We start from the raw sequence: 16,487 nt of genomic DNA on the forward strand, positions 1-16,487 counted from the left end.
CCGCAGGCGGAAAATTCGTTTCGCCCTTATCGTGCCGGATCGGCCCGGTCCAGTGCCTTTGCGCCGTCATCCGGCGCAATGTGGAAAGTGTAGCTCAGCGTGATCTGCTGCACGTCCTTGGCATCGGGATCGTCGAGGATCGCCGGATCGACGTAGTAGATCACCGGCATATCCACGGACTGACCGGGCTGAAGCGTCTGCCGGTTGAAGCAGAAGCACTGCACCTTCTTGAAATACTTGCCCGCCTGCTCGGGCGTGACGTTGAAACTTGCCACCCCGGTGATCGGATGGTCCGACATGTTCTCGGCCTTGAAATAGGCCATCTTGCGCGCACCGATTCGCATGTCCTGCGTGGTCTGTTCAGGCTCGAAGCGCCAGGGCATGTCGCGGTCGATATTGGCATCGAAACGCACAGAGATCGTCTGTGCGCCAAGTTTCACGCTCCCCGCTTCGGCTAGGCTGGCCCGCTGGGTGGTGCCGCCGTAACCAGTCACCTGACAGAACAGGCGGTAGAGCGGGACCGAGGCATAGCCCAGGCCCAGCATTGCCAGCGCACCCGCCAGCGCAATGAGCGCGACGCGGCGATTTCGGTTCGTCTGCTGAGCGGTGTTGTCCATGGCTCTAGTGCGTCATCTTGGCGATGCTGATGAAGAAGAACAGAATCGCCATCGCGCCGAGCACCAGGGCCATCACCCGGTTGCGGCCACGCTGGATGCGCTTGCGTTCGACTTCTTGTTCGGGGGTAAGTTGCATTTCAGGTCACCCAAGGATGAGGCGATCCACCACCAGAGCGGCGAACAGCGCGAAAAGGTAAAGCACGGAATAGGCGAACAGGCGCTTTTCAGGGCGCATATCCATATCGCCGGCATCCCCCCGGAACACGGCAACACGAAGCGAAAGCAGCAGGAACACGGCCGAAAGCGCCAGCGCGCTGGCACCATAGAGCCAGCCGGCGACCTTGAGCCAGAACGGCATCAGGGTGATCGGCAGCAGCAGCACGGCATAGATCAGGATCTGGCGGCGGGTGGACTTGTGTCCGGCCACCACCGGCATCATCGGAATGCCAGCCGCCGCGTAGTCGGTCTCGACGAACAGGGCGAGCGCCCAGAAATGCGGCGGGGTCCAGAAAAAGATGATCGCAAACAGCAGCACCGGCATCAGCGTGATGTCGCCGGTCGCCGCAATCCAGCCGATCATCGGCGGAAAGGCCCCGGCCCCGCCTCCGATCACGATGTTCTGCGGCGTGCGCGGTTTCAGCCAGATCGTGTAGATCACCGAATAGTAGATGATCGAAAACGCCAGGATCGCCGCTGCCAGCCACCCGACGGCAATGCCCATCACCAGCACGGAGCCAACCGATAGCGCGATACCGAAATCGCGCGCGGCCTTGCGGTCCATCCGGCCGGCCGGGAGCGGCCGCGACGCGGTGCGCTTCATCTTGGCGTCGAGGTCGGCTTCCCACCACTGATTGAGCGCGGCGCTACCGCCCGCCCCGACCGCGATGCACAGAATCGCGGTAAAGCCGAGAACCGGATCGACGGCCTGGGGCGCAGCCAGCAGCCCGCAGAGCCCGGTAAAGATCACGAGGCTCATCACCCGCGGCTTGGTCAGCGCGAAGAAATCGCGCCAGTCAGCGGGCAATGGGTGTGCGGAGGCGGAAATGGCAGTCATCTCGGGCGGGCTATAGGCGCGCTTTACAGCCGCTTCAACCAGTCAACCAGCAACGCGTTCACTTCATCGGGTCGTTCCTGCTGGGTCCAGTGGCCGCATCCTTCAAGGACGTGCCCTTCGACCCTGGGCGCGAACATCCGCATCAGCGCAACCGGATCGGCCACGGCGCCAAACAGCGTTGTCGCCGGATCGCGGCTGCCGCCGATGAACAGGCACGGCTGCTCGAGCTGCTTGCCCGCCCAGGCCTTGAAATATTCGTAGTCCGCCTCGTGGTTGCGATAGCGGTTGAGCGGTCCGCGAAAACCCGAGGCCTTGAACTCACGCTCGTAGAACGAAAGGTCTTCGTCCGACAGCCAGACCGGCAGGCCATCCGGATCGGCAACATCGGGCAGCCCTTCAAGGAAGGTCGCGCCAAGCGGCTTCGACCAGTAATCGCCTTCGGGTACGTCGCCAGAGATCGAATACATCATCCGCCGCACGAAAGCGCGCGGATCGGCTTCGGCCTCGGCCTCGGCCACGCCGGGTTCCTGGAAATATTCCTGGTAGAAGAACCGGCCCTTCAAGGTGAAATTCTCGCGGAAGATGTCGGTGAAGGGGCGCTGCGGCGCGCCACTGAACGGCACCGAAAGCCCTGCCACCGCGCGGAACTTGTCCGGCCGGGTGAACGCCGAATTCCACACGATCGGTGCGCCCCAGTCATGCCCGATCAGCACCACCGGCTCGCCCGGACTGAGGGCATCGGCCAGCCCGACGAGATCGCCGATCAGGCGCTCCATCGCATAGGCCGCCACTGGCTGCGGCTTGTCCGAGCCGCCGTAACCGCGCACGTCGATCGCGCAGGCGGTAAAGCCCGCCCCGGCCACCGGGCCGATCTGGTGACGCCACGAATACCAACTTTCGGGAAAGCCGTGGACCATGATCGCCAGCGGGCCGGAGCCTTTGATCGCGCAGCGCAGCGAAACTTCACCCACGTCGATGGTGCGGAATTCAGGCATTGCTTTCTCCCTTCACGAAAACGCCCCGGCTTTGCGGGCCGGGGCGGATTCGTTGCAGCCATTCAGGCCGTTCTATCAGTGATGGCCGTCGTCTTCGATGACGGGGACCTGTTCGAACTGGTGGAACGGCGGCGGGCTCGACAGGGTCCATTCGAGCGTGTTGGCACCTTCGCCCCAATAGTTGTCTTCCGCCTTCTTGCCCATGGTGAAGGCATAGATGATGTTGACGAACCAGATCCCGATCGAGACGGCCATGATCTTGTAGCCCAGCGTCGAGAGCGTGTTCCAGTGTTCGTAGGCTGGCGCATAGTCCGGATAGCGACGCGGCATCCCCTGCAGACCAAGGAAGTGCTGCGGGAAGAAGATCAGGTTCACGCCGACGAAGAACACCCAGAAGTGGATGTGCGCCAGCAGTTCCGAGTGCCAGCGGCCGCTCATCTTCGGGAACCAGTAATAGAACCCGGCGAAGAGCGCGGTCACCGCACCCAGCGACAGCACATAGTGGAAGTGCGCCACCACGAAGTAGGTGTCGTGCACCACGTCGTCGATGCCGCCGTTGGCGAGATAGACGCCGGTCACACCACCGACCACGAACAGGAAGATGAAGCCGATCGCCCAGACCATCGGCGACTTGAACTCGATCGAGCCGCCCCACATCGTCGCGATCCACGAGAAGATCTTGATGCCGGTCGGCACCGCGATGACCATCGTGGCGGCAGTGAAGTACATCTTCGTGTTCACGCTCAGGCCCGTCGCATACATGTGGTGGGCCCACACGACGAAGCCGACTACGCCGATCGCGACCATGGCGTAGGCCATGCCTAGGTAGCCGAACACCGGCTTCTTCGAAAAGGTCGAAACGATCTGGCTGATGATGCCGAAGGCCGGCAGAATCATGATGTACACTTCAGGGTGACCGAAGAACCAGAACAGGTGCTGGTAGAGTTCCGGATCGCCACCGCCCGACGGGTCGAAGAAGGTGGTGCCGAAGTTACGGTCGGTCAGCAGCATGGTGATCGCGGCGGCCAGGACCGGCAGCGACAGCAGCAGCAGAAACGCGGTGACCAGCACCGACCACACGAACAGCGGCATCTTGTGCAGGGTCATGCCCGGCGCGCGCATGTTGAAGATGGTGGTGATGAAGTTGATCGCGCCCATGATCGAGGCCGCACCGGCAAGGTGCAGCGAGAAGATCGCGAAGTCGGTCGCCGGGCCGTTCGAACCATAGGTCGACAGCGGGGCATAGGCCGTCCAGCCGATGCCGGCGCCGTTGCCGGTGGCATCGCCAGGCACGAAGGCCGAGGTCATCAGCGAGCAGAAGCCGGCGACGGTCAACCAGAACGAGATGTTGTTCATGCGCGGGAAGGCCATGTCCGGCGCGCCGATCATGATCGGAACGAACCAGTTGCCGAAGCCGCCGATGATCGCGGGCATGACCATGAAGAACACCATGATCAGACCGTGAGCGGTGATCAGGACGTTCCACAGGTGGAGCGCGTCATTGAATTCAACGGCCTTTCCGCCATTGAGGAACTGCGCGATCGTGCCCAGATACTGGATGCCGGGGTGTTCGAGCTCGAGGCGCATGACGCCCGAGATCGTGCCGCCGATGAGCCCCGCGAAAATCGCGAAGATCAGGTACAGCGTCCCGATGTCCTTGTGGTTGGTCGACATGAACCAGCGGGCGAAGAACGCCGGCTTGTGATCATGACCGTGATCGGCGTGGCCATGCTCGTCATGAGCCTGGAAATGTTCGGCAGTGGTAGCCATGATGCGAACCTTATCCTTGTTCTATCGGGCTCAAGCGGCCGGGGCCGGCTTTTCGGAAGCCGCAGCCTTTGCGGCAGCGGCAGGGGCAGCGGCGGGAGCAGCCGCCGGCGCATCGGGTGCACCGTCGATCTTGCCACCGTTGGCGATGACCCAGGCGTTGAACTTGTCACGCGGCAGGGCTTCGACCGCGATCGGCATGTAGCCATGCTTGGCGCCGCACAGTTCCGAGCACTGGCCGTAGTAGACGCCCGGCTCGTTGATGGTCAGCACGCGTTCGTTGATGCGGCCCGGAACAGCGTCGAGCTTGAACCACAGCGAAGGCACGGCGAACGAGTGGATCACGTCGGCCCCGGTGGTCTGCAGGCGAATCGGTTCGCCCACGGGCACGACCATGCGATAGTCGACAGCGAGCTGCGGCGGCTCACCGTTGGCGACGGCCTGGTCATCGGGCAGCATGTTGGAAATGACCTTGATGTCGCCGTTGTCGGGATAGCTGTAGGTCCAGAACCACTGGTTACCGGTAACCTTCACGGTCAGCGCCTTTTCGGGAGCCGGCTTGTACTGCTTCGCGATCAGCGCGATCGAGGGCACCGCGATTGCGACGAGAATCAGGATCGGAACGCCGGTCCACACCACTTCGAGCAGCGTGTTGTGGCTGGTCTTCGAAGGCACCGGATTGGCGCGCTTGTTGAAACGGATCATCACGAAGAGCAGCAGCACGAGAACGAATGCCGTGATCCCGAACATCACATAGACCAGCGCGTCGTGCAGCTTGATCGCAGTGTTGCCGACCGGCGAATACTGCGTCTGGACATCGAGCCCGCCCGGAACCGGCATACCCTTGCCTTCGGTCGGCTTCATCGGAGTGTAACCACCCGGCGCAACCTTGAAATGCGGATCATTGGGATCGATTGCCGGAGCAGCGGGGGCAGCCGCGGCGGGAGCAGCAGCCTTGTCGGCAGCCGGCGCGGCAGCAGCCGGCGCGGCGGCGGCTTCGGTGGCAGCAGCCTCAGTGGCGGCAGCGGCATCCTGGGCGGCATGGGCGACCTGCGGAGCCGCGAGCAGCGCCAGGGTCAGGCCGATTGCCTTGATCGCATGTCCCGCAGCGCGGGCTGTTTGGCCGAATTTCATCGTTCCTGTGCTTTCGCTTTCCTTGTGTGGCGGAAGAACACGAAGCCCCCTCCCGCCCCTTGGGAGTCAGATTTTCAGGGGGCCTATACGCGCGCTTGCGGGCCACCTCAAGCGCCTCTAGGGGATATTTTTGACATAGTTCAATGACAGCCCCATCGGGTAGTCCACGATTTCGTGAAAGGCTTGTTTGACAATGCAGGATGAAGAAGTGCTGGCCGAGTTCCGCGCCAGCAAGGCACTGCTTGAAGGCCACTTCCTTCTTTCGTCGGGTCGGCACAGCGCGCATTACCTCCAGTGCGCGCGCGTCTTGATGGACCCGATGCGTGCTTCGCGCCTCGCGGCGGCGATTGCGGCAACGATTCCCCGCGAAGTTCGCAAGGAGATCACCAAGGTTGTCTCGCCCGCGATGGGCGGCGTGATCATCGGCCACGAAATGGGCCGCGCGCTCGGGGTCGAGGCGATGTTCGTCGAGCGTCCCGAAGGCACTTTCGAACTGCGCCGCGGCTTTGCGCTCGAACCGGGCGACAAGGTGCTGATGGTCGAAGACGTGGTCACCACCGGTCTTTCCAGCCGCGAGGCGATTCGCGCGATCGAGGAAGCCGGCGGCGAAGTGATCGCGGCAGCCGCGCTGGTCGACCGGTCGGGCGGCAGCGTCGATCTCGGCGTGCCGTTCTATCCGCTGATCGCCCTCACCTTCCCGACCTACGCCGAAGACGAGCTTCCGCCGGAACTTGCCGCCACTCCGGCGGTAAAGCCCGGGAGCCGCGCCAAGCCGTGATCCTTCGACAAGCTCAGGATGATCGGAAGATGAGACTGCGCCTTGGCGTGAACATCGATCACGTCGCCACGATCCGCAACGCGCGCGGCGGGGACCATCCCGATCCCGTGCGTGCGGCCGAAATCGTGGCGGCCTGCGGCGCCGACGGGATCACCGCGCACCTGCGCGAAGATCGCCGCCACATCCGCGACGAGGACATCGCCAGGATACAGGCGGCAACCAGCCTGCCGCTCAACCTGGAAATGGCAGCGACCGACGAAATGGTCGAAATCGCGCTGCGGCACATGCCGCACGCCGCCTGCATCGTCCCCGAACGGCGCGAGGAGCGCACCACCGAGGGCGGGCTCGATGCGGCGGGACAGCTCGATCGGCTCTATCCGATTGTCCAGCGGCTGAGCGATGCGGGCATCCGCGTCAGCCTGTTTATCGCGCCCGAAGCCGTGCAAATCGAGGCCGCGCTGCGCCTCGGCGCACCGGTGGTCGAACTGCATACCGGCGAATATGCCCATGTGGAAGGCGCAGCGCGCGAGGCGGAACTTGCGCGCCTGACCGCAATGGCGGCGCTGGCCGCAAGTCACGGCATCGAGCCCCACGCCGGGCACGGCCTGACCTATGACAACGTCCAGCCGGTCGCCGCGATCCCCGAACTGGCCGAGCTCAACATCGGCCACTACCTGATCGGCGAGGCGATCTTTAAAGGGCTGGAGTCGGCCGTGCTGAGGATGCGCGCACTGATGGATGCCGCCCGGTGATCATCGCGATCGGGTCTGACCTGTGCAACATCGAGCGCATCCAGAACTCGCTGGAGCGCTTTGGCGAACGCTTCGAAAACCGCGTGTTCACCGATGTCGAGCGCGCCAAGGCCGCCAGCCGCCCCTTCACCAAGGCCGGCACCCTGGCCAAGCGGTTCGCCGCGAAGGAGGCCTTTTCCAAGGCGGTCGGCACCGGCTTCAAGCGCGGAGTGTTCATGAAGGACATCGGCGTGGTCAACATGCGTTCCGGCGCGCCGACGCTGGCGCTATATGGCGGGGCGCGCGCCCGGCTTGAGGAACTGACCCCCGCTGGTCACGAAGCCGTGGTCCATCTGACGTTAACCGACGACCACCCATGGGCGCAGGCCTTCATCGTTATCGAGGCGCGCAAGCTGTGAACGAATTGAACGACACCCCCGATCAGTCCGCCCCGAACGAGCCCGTGGCCCCGCAGCCGCCGGAGCATGACGAGCCGCGCGAGGCAGCGGCCGCCAAGTCGGGCGAGGACGTGGACACGCAGGCCGAACTCAAGAGCGCAGGCGGCGCGGCGGGCGGCTCGATTGACTGGATCGGCGAGATCCGCGGTCTTTCGCTCATGCTCCTGGCGGTGCTGGCCTTCCATAGCTTCATTGCAAAGCCGTTCTACATCCCCTCGATCTCGATGATGCCGAACCTCCTGGTGGGTGACCGGCTGGTTGTCTCGAAGTTCCCATATGGCTGGAACTGGGCCTCGGCGAGCTTCCACGTCCTGCCCCGTTCGACCACCCGCATCCAGCCCGCAACGCCGCAATACGGCGATATCGTGATCGTGGTGCCACGCAACCGCACCGAAGACCTGATCAAGCGCGTCGTCGCCCTGCCGGGAGATCGGATCGCGGTGCGCAACGGACAGATCATCCTCAACGGCAAACCGGTTCCGCAGGAAATGGTGCCCTCGGTCCAGATCCCCGAAGATCCGGAACTGACCTGCGAAAACGGTTATTCGTGTTATGACGACTTCGCGATGTACCGGGTGCGCACCCAGTCGGGCCGGATCGTCTACGAACTGCCAACCTACCGCGAGACGCTGCCCAACGGGGCAAGCTACCTGATCATCGATCACCGCACCCAGCCGCTCGACAACTACCCGGAAACGGTGGTTCCGCCCGGCCACGTCTTCCTGATGGGCGATAACCGCGACCATTCGGCCGACAGCCGCGCCTCGCTGGCTGAAAACGGCCTGGGCGGGCCGGTGCCCTTGTCGGATGTGGGTGGACGGGCCGAATTCATCACCTTTTCGCTCAACGGCTCGGAGCGGCTTAACCCACTGACATGGTGGAATGCCTTGCGCGAAGGCCGCGCCTGGAGCAGCCTGCGCCCGGTTCATGTAGCCAAGGGGGAATAATGGCCGAAACGCCCGCAGATGCGCCCGCCCAATCGCCCGGCAAACCCGCGCGCCGCGCTCGCAAGAGCGCCGTGGCGGCTCAGCCGGTAAAGCACGGCCCCGGCCCCACCGATTTTTCCGATCCGCTGATGCGGGCCGAGGTCAAGAAGGCGGCAGTCTGGATCGGCATGGCGACACTGGTCGGCCTCGTCATCCTGCTGGCCCAGCCGCTGCTGGTGATTTTCGGCGGCATGGTCTTTGCCGCGATGATCGACGGCGGGGCCCGGCTGCTTGGGCGGGTTCTGCCGATCGGGCGCGGCCTTCGCGTTACTCTGGTGCTGCTGCTGGCAGTCTCTTTCGCGCTCTGGGTGTTCTATTTCGCCGGCACGCAGATCGCCGAACAGGCCGCCGCGCTGCCTGCGACGATCGAGGCGCAGGCACTGCGCTTCCTGAGCTGGCTGAAGCACCAGGGCTTCGCTATCGATGTTGGTCAGGTCCAGGGCCTGGCGGAAAAGCTCCTTGGCGGCATCGGCCAGCTGACCAGCGCGGTCGGCGGACTGATCGGCGGGGTCGGAACGGCCTTCCTGATCATCGTTCTGGGGATCTATCTCGCCGCCGAACCGCAGCTTTATCGGCGCGGCGTGGGCTGGATGCTGCCGGTTAGCGAGCGCGACCATTTCGAAGGCACCGCGGTTGCGATGGGCCGCACGCTCAGGATGCTGATGTTCGGACGGCTTGTCGGCATGGCGGTCGAAGGCGTGGGCACCTGGGTGTGCCTCGCGCTCTACGGTGTGCCAATGGCCGGTCTTCTGGGCTTGCTAACCGGGCTGCTGGCATTCCTGCCCAATATCGGCGCGCCGATTTCGGGTCTGCTGATGGTGATGGTCGGCTTTTCGGTCGACACCACCACCGGGCTCTATTGCATCGCGGTCTATTTCATCGTCCAGACCATCGACGGCAACGTGATTGTGCCGATGATCGCCAAGAAGACGGCCGACCTTGCCCCCGCCCTGGTACTGGGCATGCAGCTGATCATGGGCGCGCTGTTCGGCCTGATCGGACTGATGCTGGCCGATCCGCTGGTCGCCATGATCAAGATCGCGCTGGAACGCCAGTCGCTGCGCAATGAGGGAACGGCGTAAAAATGGCGCGCAAGTTTCTGTATGTCTTTGCATTCTGCGTGATCGTCTATTTCTTCGGCCGGATCGCGCTGACCTTTTACCCCGAGACGTTCACCCGCCTGGCCTTTGCCCCCACGGCCGCGTTCGAGGCCCAGCCGGACCTGCCCGCCAATGCCTATGCCGAGCCAAAGCGCTGGTTGACGCGGCCGGGTGCGCCATCCAATCCGGCGCGCTGGAACCCGCCCGGCGCGGCGGCCGGTCAGCCGGTTCACGCCGCGGTGTTCTTCGTCCATCCCACCACCTACCTCGAGCGCGACCACTGGAACGCCCCGGACGATAATGCGCGCGCCAACGAACTGGCGGTCACGGTTACCCGCGCCATGGCCAGCCCCTTTGGCGGGGCGGAGCAATTGTGGGCGCCGCGCTATCGCCAGGCATCGCTCGGCACTTTCCTCAGCGATGGCGCCGATGCAAGCAAGGCGCTGGACCTTGCGCATCACGACGTGACCCAGGCCTTCGATGCCTTTGTGGCAGGCATTCCGCCGACCATGCCGATCGTCCTCGTCGGGCATAGCCAGGGAGCCTATCACCTGCGCCGCCTGCTGGCCGAGCGCATCGCCGGAACCCCGCTGGAAGGCCGAATCGCGGCGGTCTACCTGATCGGTTGGCCAATCTCGATCGAGCATGACCTGCCGAAGATGGGCCTGCCCGCCTGCGCCGCACCGGGACAAGCGGGCTGCGTGATGAGCTGGCTGAGCTTTGGCGATCCGGCCGACCCTGCAATGATGCTGCGTGCGGCAGAGCGGATGCCGGGGCTCGACGGGCAAGCGCTGGCGGGCGGACACTTCCTCTGCTCTAACCCGCTGACCGGGGCCAAGGGCGGATCGGCGCCGGCCAGCGCCAACCTCGGCTCGCTGGTGCTCGACGCGAAGTTCACGGGCGGCACGATCAAGCCCGGCCTTGCCGCCGCGAATTGCCGCAGCGATGGCATGCTTGGCCTCGGCGGCGAACCTGCAATGGGGCCAATCCTGATGCCCGGCAACAACTACCACGTCTATGACATCCCGCTGTTCTGGGTGAATCTGCGCGATGATTTCTCGCGCCGGGTCGTGGCATGGCAAGCGAAGCACTGATCACCGCCAGCGCGCTTGAACTGCGCGATGCCTTGCCCGGCGGCGGGGCACTGCTGGGGCTCGACCTTGGCACGCAGACCATCGGCACAGCGTTCTGCGATGCCGGCTGGCGCTTCGCCTCGCCCGGCAAGACATTGAAGCGCGGCAAATTTGGCGCGGACAAGGCGGCACTGGCCGACCTGATCGCCGAGCGCGGCATCAAGGGCATCGTCATCGGTCTGCCGCTCAACATGGACGGCAGCGAAGGGCCGCGCAGCCAGTCGAGCCGCGCCTATGCCCGCAATCTTGCAGTGCTGGGCCTGCCGATCCTGCTGTGGGACGAACGCTGGTCCACCGCCAGCGCCGAAAGCGCGCTGATCGCCCAGGACATGAGCCGCGCCAAGCGCAAGGACCGGATCGATTCGGCCGCCGCAGCCGTGATCCTCCAGGCTGCGATCGACGCGCTGGCGGGCGGATTCGCCTAACCGACCAGTTCGGCCCGCCGGGCCCTGGCCTCCATCGCCACCAGCCGGCTGCCTGATCCTTCGGCCTCTCGCCACACGGCCTCGCGCGCGGCCAAATCTTCCTCGCGCGCGGCCAGGGCCGACCAGGTCGCCAGCCGCAACCGGTCGCTGGGATGTTGGCGGGCAAAGCGGTGAGCCAGGTACAGCGCCTCGGGACTGCCCAGCCCGACCGCCAGCTTGATGAAGGCATCGGTCGGCCCCGGCGAGACGATTGCCCCCACTTCGCGTCGTTCAAGGTCGAAGCGATACTGGTCGAACCAGCCCTGCGCCCCGGTGGTCTGCATCACGTTGAGCGAGACCGACAGGGAATCCGCCGCGCCCTGGGCGTGAACGTCGACATGGGCGCGATAGAGCATCAGCTTACCCGGTTCGAGCCGCGAGCGTTCGATGAAGCGCAGCGAAGGCACCAGCTCGCCGCGCCAACCGGCCACGGCCTCGTAGTCGAACTCGTAGTAGTCGGACCAGTAGCCGGGACCGAAGTAGCCAAGCGTCAGGAAGTTGAAGTTGTGATCGTGCGGCAGGCCCAGCACGAAGGCATCCCCGCCCGATGCACGAACCATGTATTCGTCGGCCGAGGGCCAGATGTTGGCGCGAACGAAGAACTGGCCGTTGGGCGGCGCGAGCATGATCACCTGCGGGCCATAGGCATTGTCGAGCACGTCCTCGCGGTGGCGTTGGGCCAGTTGCTGGATCAGGATATCGCCAAGGAATTCGCGGTCGTTGCCCAGCCGGCGCAGCCACAGCGCGCTGTGCGCCAGGCTCTCCTCGTCGTGGGGGTCGAAGCCGGAGCCGGCAATCGCGTCGGTCGCTTCGGCCAGCGAGGCCACGGCGTGGTCCTCGCAATCAATCACGTGGGGCATTATGAGATCTCCGCCAGTTGCGGGTACTTTTCGATGAGCTGCGCGCGCAGTGCTCCCGCCGGGGCCGCCAGCGGATCGTCCGCCCGCGTGGCCAGCTTGCACAGCGCGGCAAACCCGGCTGCCGCATCTAGCCCGAGGCATTCGCGCAGCGCCTGCCAACGCAGCGACTGACTGCCGGTCTCCTCGGCCATCGAGGCAAGCAGCGGCGCGGCGTCCTTGCGCCCCATCCGCCCGAGCAGCGCGCTGGTCAGCTCGAGCAGGCTGTCGTGCGGGTTGCCGGCCGCCTGGTGGAGCAATTCGCCGTCGCTGAGGCGATATTCGCGGGTCACCGCGCCCATCCCGGCTCGGCGCTGCAGCTTGAGCGTGACAAGGCTGCGCGGTGCGCGGCGCAGCACCAGGGCTTCGGACGCGCCCGAACGATAGCTGACGTTGCCCTCGTCAAGCTGCACCGTCTCGAAAGCCAGGTTTGCTCCGCCCGGTCGCAGCGAAGCGATCCGCACCCGTTCGATCTCGGCGCTCCCGGCAAGGACGTGTTCGTAGGTCTCGCTGGGGGAAAAGCTGGCCGAAACGGGCGCGGCGCGGCGCGCCAGGACCGCACCGTCGATCGCCTCGAGCGAGAGCGCCGCATCGCCGCAGCGCGCCAGCATCAGCGAGGTGATGAAATCGTCGGTAAAATGCTGCAAAGGCACCTGCCCCAGCGGATCGGCGCAAAGTCCCGCACTCACCAGCCCGATCAGTTCGTCGACCAACCGGCGAGCGGCGCCTTCACCGGCGGTAAACAGGTCGCTCAGCAGCGACAGCTCGTCCAGCGGTGTACCTGCCGCAAAGTGAGCCAGTTCTGCCTCGACATTGGCCATGATCGGCCCGGCGCGCCAATCGGCGATCAGGGCGTTCTGGCGGGCCTGCGCAAGGCGCTGCGGGGTATCGTCACCCCGCAACGCTTGCAGCTCCGGTCTGATATACATCCGGAACCGTCCCGATCAGAGCGGCAGGCTGTCGTAGATGAACACCATCAGGATCACGATGGAGTCATTCGAAAGCAGCGCCTGTTCGGGATTTGCGAGGCTCCCGAACACACCGGTCAGGGTGTGGAGGTCGGGCAGCGTCGAAATGTCGATCTGCGGCAGGTTCATGGTCTTTCCCCAAGTTGGAGCGGAGCCCAGTGCTCCGCCGAAAAACCATCGCGAGCGCAGGCGGCCAGGACGAATTAAAAGATTGTAATCGGCCCGCCGTGCCAGCAGAGATGATCGCATGAGCGATGCTTCAAACGAGCCCAGGAGCCTGCACGACTTGCCAGCCGGCTTTGAATTCGACCCTCCGCGCGGTGCGCGCCTGATGTCGCGGCACGGCCACGGCGGCTGGCTTGGGCTGCAATACCATGCCCACGGTGATGACTGGTTCGAACTCGCGCTCCCTTGGCGCGAGGAACTGGTGGGGGTTGAGGAAACCGGCGTGCTGGCATCGGGGCCGATCATCAGCCTGATGGACAACGCCACCTCGATGTCAGTGTGGACACTGGTCAAGCGTTTCGTGCCGCACGCCACGCTGGACCTGCGGATCGACTATATGCGCGCGGCGGTTCCCGGGCGCACGGTGATCGGGCGCGGGGAATGCTACAAGCTGACCCGCACGATCTCGTTCATCCGCGGCATCGCTTACGACGGCGATCCCGACGATCCGGTGGCGCACGTGACCGGCACCTTCATGGCAACCCACGGAACCTACCTGTGATCGGCGGCACGCTTCCCCCCTATGCCAAGGGCATTGGCATCGAAATCGACCATGACGAGGACGGCAATCCGGTGCTGTTCGTCGACTTTTCCGACCGCATCCAGGGCCGCCCGGGCTTCCTCCACGGGGGTGCCATGGGCGGGCTGATGGAAATGGCGGCCATGGCAGCGCTGCGCGCGGAAATGGAACGGCGCGGCGAGAAGATGAAACTCAAGCCGGTCAACGTCCAGGTCGAATATATGCGCGGCGGCACCGAGCGGCGTACCTATGCAATGGGCAAGGTTACCCGCGCGGGACGGCGCGTGGCGCTGGTCAATGCAGAGGCGTGGCAGGATGATCGGTCAAAGCCGATCGCGCTGGCGCAAATGAAGATCCTGCTCAGCCCCGCCGAATAATAACGGTCAGGCCGCTCGTCGCAGGAACAGGCATTGCGCCGTCAGCCAGGCGGCGATGCACGGCATCGGCGCGGGCGCGCGCCAGCACGGCTGCGGGAATGTCCGCGTCATGCAGCACCAGATCAGCGCTGCCGAGCCAGCGCAGCTGCCGCAGCGTCAGGTCGTCGGGATCGTCCGAGAGCAAGGTGAACTCGCGCAGACCGCCCGCTTCATTGGCGGCGTTATCGAGCCAGGCGTCCAATGCCGCGGCGCTATCCGCGCCAAGCGGATCGAGCGCCCCGCCCTCGCCCAGCGCCGCATCGAGCGCGCGGCGGCGCTCGCCCGCATCGGGAAAGCGTGCACGCAATCTGGCGCGCGCAACGTAGAGCCCCTCGGCCAGCGCGCCGAGCGTGCCCGGAAGCAGCGCCTCCAACCGCAGCCGCAGCGCCTTGGCCAGCCCGGCGGAAGCCCCGCCCGTGCCGATGGCAACCAGCACCGGCCCCCGTTCAAGCACGCTGGGTGTGGTGAAATCGCACAGTTCCGGCCGATCCACGACGTTGACCAGCAGCCCGCGCGACTTGAGCCGGGCCGCAGCCGCTTCGGGCGCGTCGAGCGCTATGAAGGCCAGCCGCGCCTGTGGATCGTCCTCACCCACCACGCGCGCTCCGGCACGCTCCAGCAAGCGGCGCTTGGCATCGGCCGCCTCCCCCTCGCCCAGCACGATCACCGGCTGTCCGGCAAGGCGATGGAAGAGGGGCAGGCTGTGCATTGTGTCTGGCTAGCAGAGCAAGCGCGCCGCGCCCACCCCCAACCCCTCCCGCTTGCGGGAGGGGAGCGAAACTTGCCGGGCAACAGGCCCGGTTAGTCGCAGCGGGGTGGGCAGTTGGCGCTGACCAATCAGTCCTTGAGGAAGTCCGGCACCCGTTCGGCCGCGCTGATCGCCTCGGGCAGGATCCGGTCCGCCACCACGGCGAACTGATCCCCATCGACCATCACTTCGGCCACGAAACCGCGGCTGTTGTAGGAACTGGCCATCGTCGCGCCGTAAGCCCCGGCGGTGCGGAACACGGCCAGATCGCCCGCCTGAACGGCATCGATTTCGCGGTCCATCGCGAAGGTATCGCCGGTCTCGCAGATCGGGCCGACGATATGGGCGACCATGCGCTCACCCGAAGGCTCGACCGCGTCGAAATCGTGCCAGGCACCATACATCGCGGGGCGCGCGAGATCGTTCATCGCCGCATCGACGATCACGAAGGGCGGACGGTTCGAACTGCGCTTCACGCGCACCACGCGGGTCAGCAGCACTCCGGCATTGCCGCAGATCACGCGGCCCGGTTCGAACATCAGCGTCACGTCCCAGCCTTCGGTCGCGCGCGCAACCATCTGGGCATAGGCCTCGGGCGAAGGGAACACATCGCCGGCCTTGTAGGGCACACCCAGCCCGCCGCCGAGGTCGGCATGGGTCACGCTCTGCCCGGCGGCGCGCAGTTCGGCAATCAGGTCACCGACCTTGCCGAAGGCGATCTCGAACGGTTCCAGCTCGGACAACTGGCTGCCGATGTGCACGGCCACGCCCCGCATATCGAGACCGGGCAGCGCGGCAAGGCGCGAATAGATCCCGCAGGCGCGGTCGATCGGCACGCCGAACTTGTTTTCGGCCTTGCCGGTGGAAATCTTGGCGTGGGTGCGCGCATCGACGTCCGGGTTGACGCGCAGCGCGCAGGCCGCGCGCTTGCCCATTGCGGCGGCGAGCTCAGCCAGCTCGATGCCTTCTTCCTCGCTTTCAAGGTTGAACTGGCCGATCCCGGCTTCGAGGCCAGCGATCATTTCGTGGCGCTGCTTGCCGACGCCGGAGAACACGATGTCCTCCGCCGGCATCCCGGCGGCGAGCGCGCGGGCCATCTCGCCACCCGAAACGACGTCCGCCCCCAACCCTTCGCGGCTCATCACGCGCAGCACGGCAAGGTTGGGATTGGCCTTGATCGCAAAGGCGATGTGGACGCGCGGCAGGATCGAAAGCGCATCGCGGAATACGCGGGCGTGGCGTTCCAGCGTGGCGCGCGAATAAACGTAAACGGGCGTGCCAACCGCATCGGCAATCGCGCTCAGCGGCAGGTCTTCGGCGTAGAGGACACCGCCCTTGTAATCAAAATGGTCCATGGTCGAAATTCTTTCAGTCGGAAGGGGGCAGGTCGAACGGGTCTTGCGTGCGCTCTTCCGAACGTTTTCGCAGTTCGACGCTGCGTTCCGGCACAGCCTGCGGCGTGGTTTTCATCAGCCCCTCTGCGGTCGGCTGATCCTC

20 protein-coding genes are annotated in these 16,487 nt (G+C 65.2%); 9 read left to right on the forward strand and 11 right to left on the reverse strand.

Going from position 1 to position 16,487, the window contains the following annotated elements:
* Positions 1 to 26: 26 nt before the first annotated feature.
* The 6 genes from ACE3SN_RS11625 to coxB all read right to left on the reverse strand — a co-directional run bounded on the left by ACE3SN_RS11625 (position 27) and on the right by coxB (position 5,567).
* Positions 27 to 617 (reverse strand): cytochrome c oxidase assembly protein, encoded by a 591-nt coding sequence (locus ACE3SN_RS11625; RefSeq protein ID WP_374530182.1) that lies wholly within the window; start codon positions 615 to 617, stop codon positions 27 to 29.
* A 4-nt stretch (positions 618 to 621) separates the two neighbouring features.
* Positions 622 to 753 carry a hypothetical protein gene (locus tag ACE3SN_RS11630; RefSeq protein ID WP_374530184.1) on the reverse strand — a complete coding sequence of 44 codons (132 nt, stop codon included), beginning with the start codon at positions 751 to 753 and terminating at the stop codon, positions 622 to 624.
* A 6-nt stretch (positions 754 to 759) separates the two neighbouring features.
* Entirely contained in the window at positions 760 to 1,671 is a 912-nt protein-coding gene (locus tag ACE3SN_RS11635; RefSeq protein WP_374530186.1) for a heme o synthase, read from the reverse strand.
* A gap of 23 nt (positions 1,672 to 1,694) precedes the next feature.
* Entirely contained in the window at positions 1,695 to 2,666 is a 972-nt protein-coding gene (locus ACE3SN_RS11640; protein ID WP_374530188.1) for an alpha/beta fold hydrolase, read from the reverse strand.
* Positions 2,667 to 2,741: 75 nt separating this feature from the next.
* Positions 2,742 to 4,436: a cytochrome c oxidase subunit I gene (gene ctaD / locus ACE3SN_RS11645; protein ID WP_374530190.1), complete on the reverse strand. Its 1,695-nt coding sequence runs from the start codon at positions 4,434 to 4,436 to the stop codon at positions 2,742 to 2,744.
* A gap of 30 nt (positions 4,437 to 4,466) precedes the next feature.
* A complete protein-coding gene (gene coxB / locus ACE3SN_RS11650) occupies positions 4,467 to 5,567 on the reverse strand; it encodes a cytochrome c oxidase subunit II (RefSeq protein WP_374530192.1) in 1,101 nt (366 codons plus the stop codon).
* A 193-nt stretch (positions 5,568 to 5,760) separates the two neighbouring features.
* Here coxB and pyrE point away from each other — a divergent pair, with 193 nt between their 5' ends.
* The 7 genes from pyrE (at position 5,761) to ruvX (ending at position 11,178) form a co-directional block, all read left to right on the forward strand.
* Entirely contained in the window at positions 5,761 to 6,345 is a 585-nt protein-coding gene (pyrE, locus tag ACE3SN_RS11655) for an orotate phosphoribosyltransferase (RefSeq protein WP_374530194.1), read from the forward strand.
* 29 nt (positions 6,346 to 6,374) lie between these two features.
* Positions 6,375 to 7,097, forward strand: a complete 723-nt coding sequence (locus tag ACE3SN_RS11660) for a pyridoxine 5'-phosphate synthase (RefSeq protein WP_374530195.1) — start codon at positions 6,375 to 6,377, stop codon at positions 7,095 to 7,097.
* Positions 7,094 to 7,495, forward strand: a complete 402-nt coding sequence (gene acpS / locus ACE3SN_RS11665) for a holo-ACP synthase (protein WP_374530197.1) — start codon at positions 7,094 to 7,096, stop codon at positions 7,493 to 7,495. Before ACE3SN_RS11660 ends, acpS begins: the two co-directional genes overlap by 4 nt.
* Before the next feature lie 110 nt (positions 7,496 to 7,605).
* Positions 7,606 to 8,481: a signal peptidase I gene (lepB, locus tag ACE3SN_RS11670; RefSeq protein WP_374530219.1), complete on the forward strand. Its 876-nt coding sequence runs from the start codon at positions 7,606 to 7,608 to the stop codon at positions 8,479 to 8,481.
* The gene (locus ACE3SN_RS11675; RefSeq protein WP_374530199.1) at positions 8,481 to 9,602 is read left to right on the forward strand and encodes an AI-2E family transporter; all 1,122 of its coding nucleotides are present in this window, start codon (positions 8,481 to 8,483) and stop codon (positions 9,600 to 9,602) included. The genes lepB and ACE3SN_RS11675 overlap by 1 nt, the downstream gene beginning before the upstream one ends.
* 2 nt (positions 9,603 to 9,604) lie before the next feature.
* Positions 9,605 to 10,714, forward strand: a complete 1,110-nt coding sequence (locus tag ACE3SN_RS11680; RefSeq protein ID WP_374530201.1) for a DUF3089 domain-containing protein — start codon at positions 9,605 to 9,607, stop codon at positions 10,712 to 10,714.
* Positions 10,696 to 11,178 (forward strand): Holliday junction resolvase RuvX, encoded by a 483-nt coding sequence (gene ruvX / locus ACE3SN_RS11685; protein WP_374530203.1) that lies wholly within the window; start codon positions 10,696 to 10,698, stop codon positions 11,176 to 11,178. The genes ACE3SN_RS11680 and ruvX overlap by 19 nt, the downstream gene beginning before the upstream one ends.
* Here the strand turns inward: ruvX and ACE3SN_RS11690 are convergent.
* The 3 genes from ACE3SN_RS11690 to ACE3SN_RS11700 are packed head-to-tail and all read right to left on the reverse strand — an operon-like array spanning position 11,175 to position 13,210.
* Positions 11,175 to 12,077, reverse strand: coding sequence for a transposase (locus tag ACE3SN_RS11690; protein ID WP_374530205.1), 903 nt, complete (start codon positions 12,075 to 12,077; stop codon positions 11,175 to 11,177). The two genes, ruvX and ACE3SN_RS11690, sit on opposite strands and share 4 nt — an antisense overlap.
* On the reverse strand, positions 12,077 to 13,042 hold the full coding sequence (locus ACE3SN_RS11695) for a hypothetical protein (protein WP_374530207.1): 966 nt from the start codon (positions 13,040 to 13,042) through the stop codon (positions 12,077 to 12,079). The genes ACE3SN_RS11690 and ACE3SN_RS11695 overlap by 1 nt, the downstream gene beginning before the upstream one ends.
* A gap of 15 nt (positions 13,043 to 13,057) precedes the next feature.
* On the reverse strand, positions 13,058 to 13,210 hold the full coding sequence (locus ACE3SN_RS11700) for a hypothetical protein (protein WP_374530209.1): 153 nt from the start codon (positions 13,208 to 13,210) through the stop codon (positions 13,058 to 13,060).
* A 118-nt stretch (positions 13,211 to 13,328) separates the two neighbouring features.
* On the opposite strand from ACE3SN_RS11700, the gene ACE3SN_RS11705 reads away from it, so the two are divergent.
* The gene (locus ACE3SN_RS11705; RefSeq protein ID WP_374530211.1) at positions 13,329 to 13,808 is read left to right on the forward strand and encodes a PaaI family thioesterase; all 480 of its coding nucleotides are present in this window, start codon (positions 13,329 to 13,331) and stop codon (positions 13,806 to 13,808) included.
* Complete coding sequence (locus tag ACE3SN_RS11710) at positions 13,805 to 14,203, forward strand: PaaI family thioesterase (RefSeq protein ID WP_374530213.1); 399 nt, start codon at positions 13,805 to 13,807, stop codon at positions 14,201 to 14,203. Before ACE3SN_RS11705 ends, ACE3SN_RS11710 begins: the two co-directional genes overlap by 4 nt.
* Here the strand turns inward: ACE3SN_RS11710 and ACE3SN_RS11715 are convergent.
* Entirely contained in the window at positions 14,187 to 14,951 is a 765-nt protein-coding gene (locus ACE3SN_RS11715; RefSeq protein ID WP_374530215.1) for an NAD(P)-dependent oxidoreductase, read from the reverse strand. The genes ACE3SN_RS11710 and ACE3SN_RS11715 overlap by 17 nt on opposite strands.
* 128 nt (positions 14,952 to 15,079) lie before the next feature.
* Positions 15,080 to 16,345 carry a diaminopimelate decarboxylase gene (gene lysA, locus ACE3SN_RS11720; RefSeq protein WP_374530217.1) on the reverse strand — a complete coding sequence of 422 codons (1,266 nt, stop codon included), beginning with the start codon at positions 16,343 to 16,345 and terminating at the stop codon, positions 15,080 to 15,082.
* Between the last annotated feature and the right edge of the window lie 142 nt (positions 16,346 to 16,487).

It is taken from the genome of Novosphingobium sp. (assembly GCF_041915465.1).
Lineage (GTDB): Bacteria > Pseudomonadota > Alphaproteobacteria > Sphingomonadales > Sphingomonadaceae > Novosphingobium.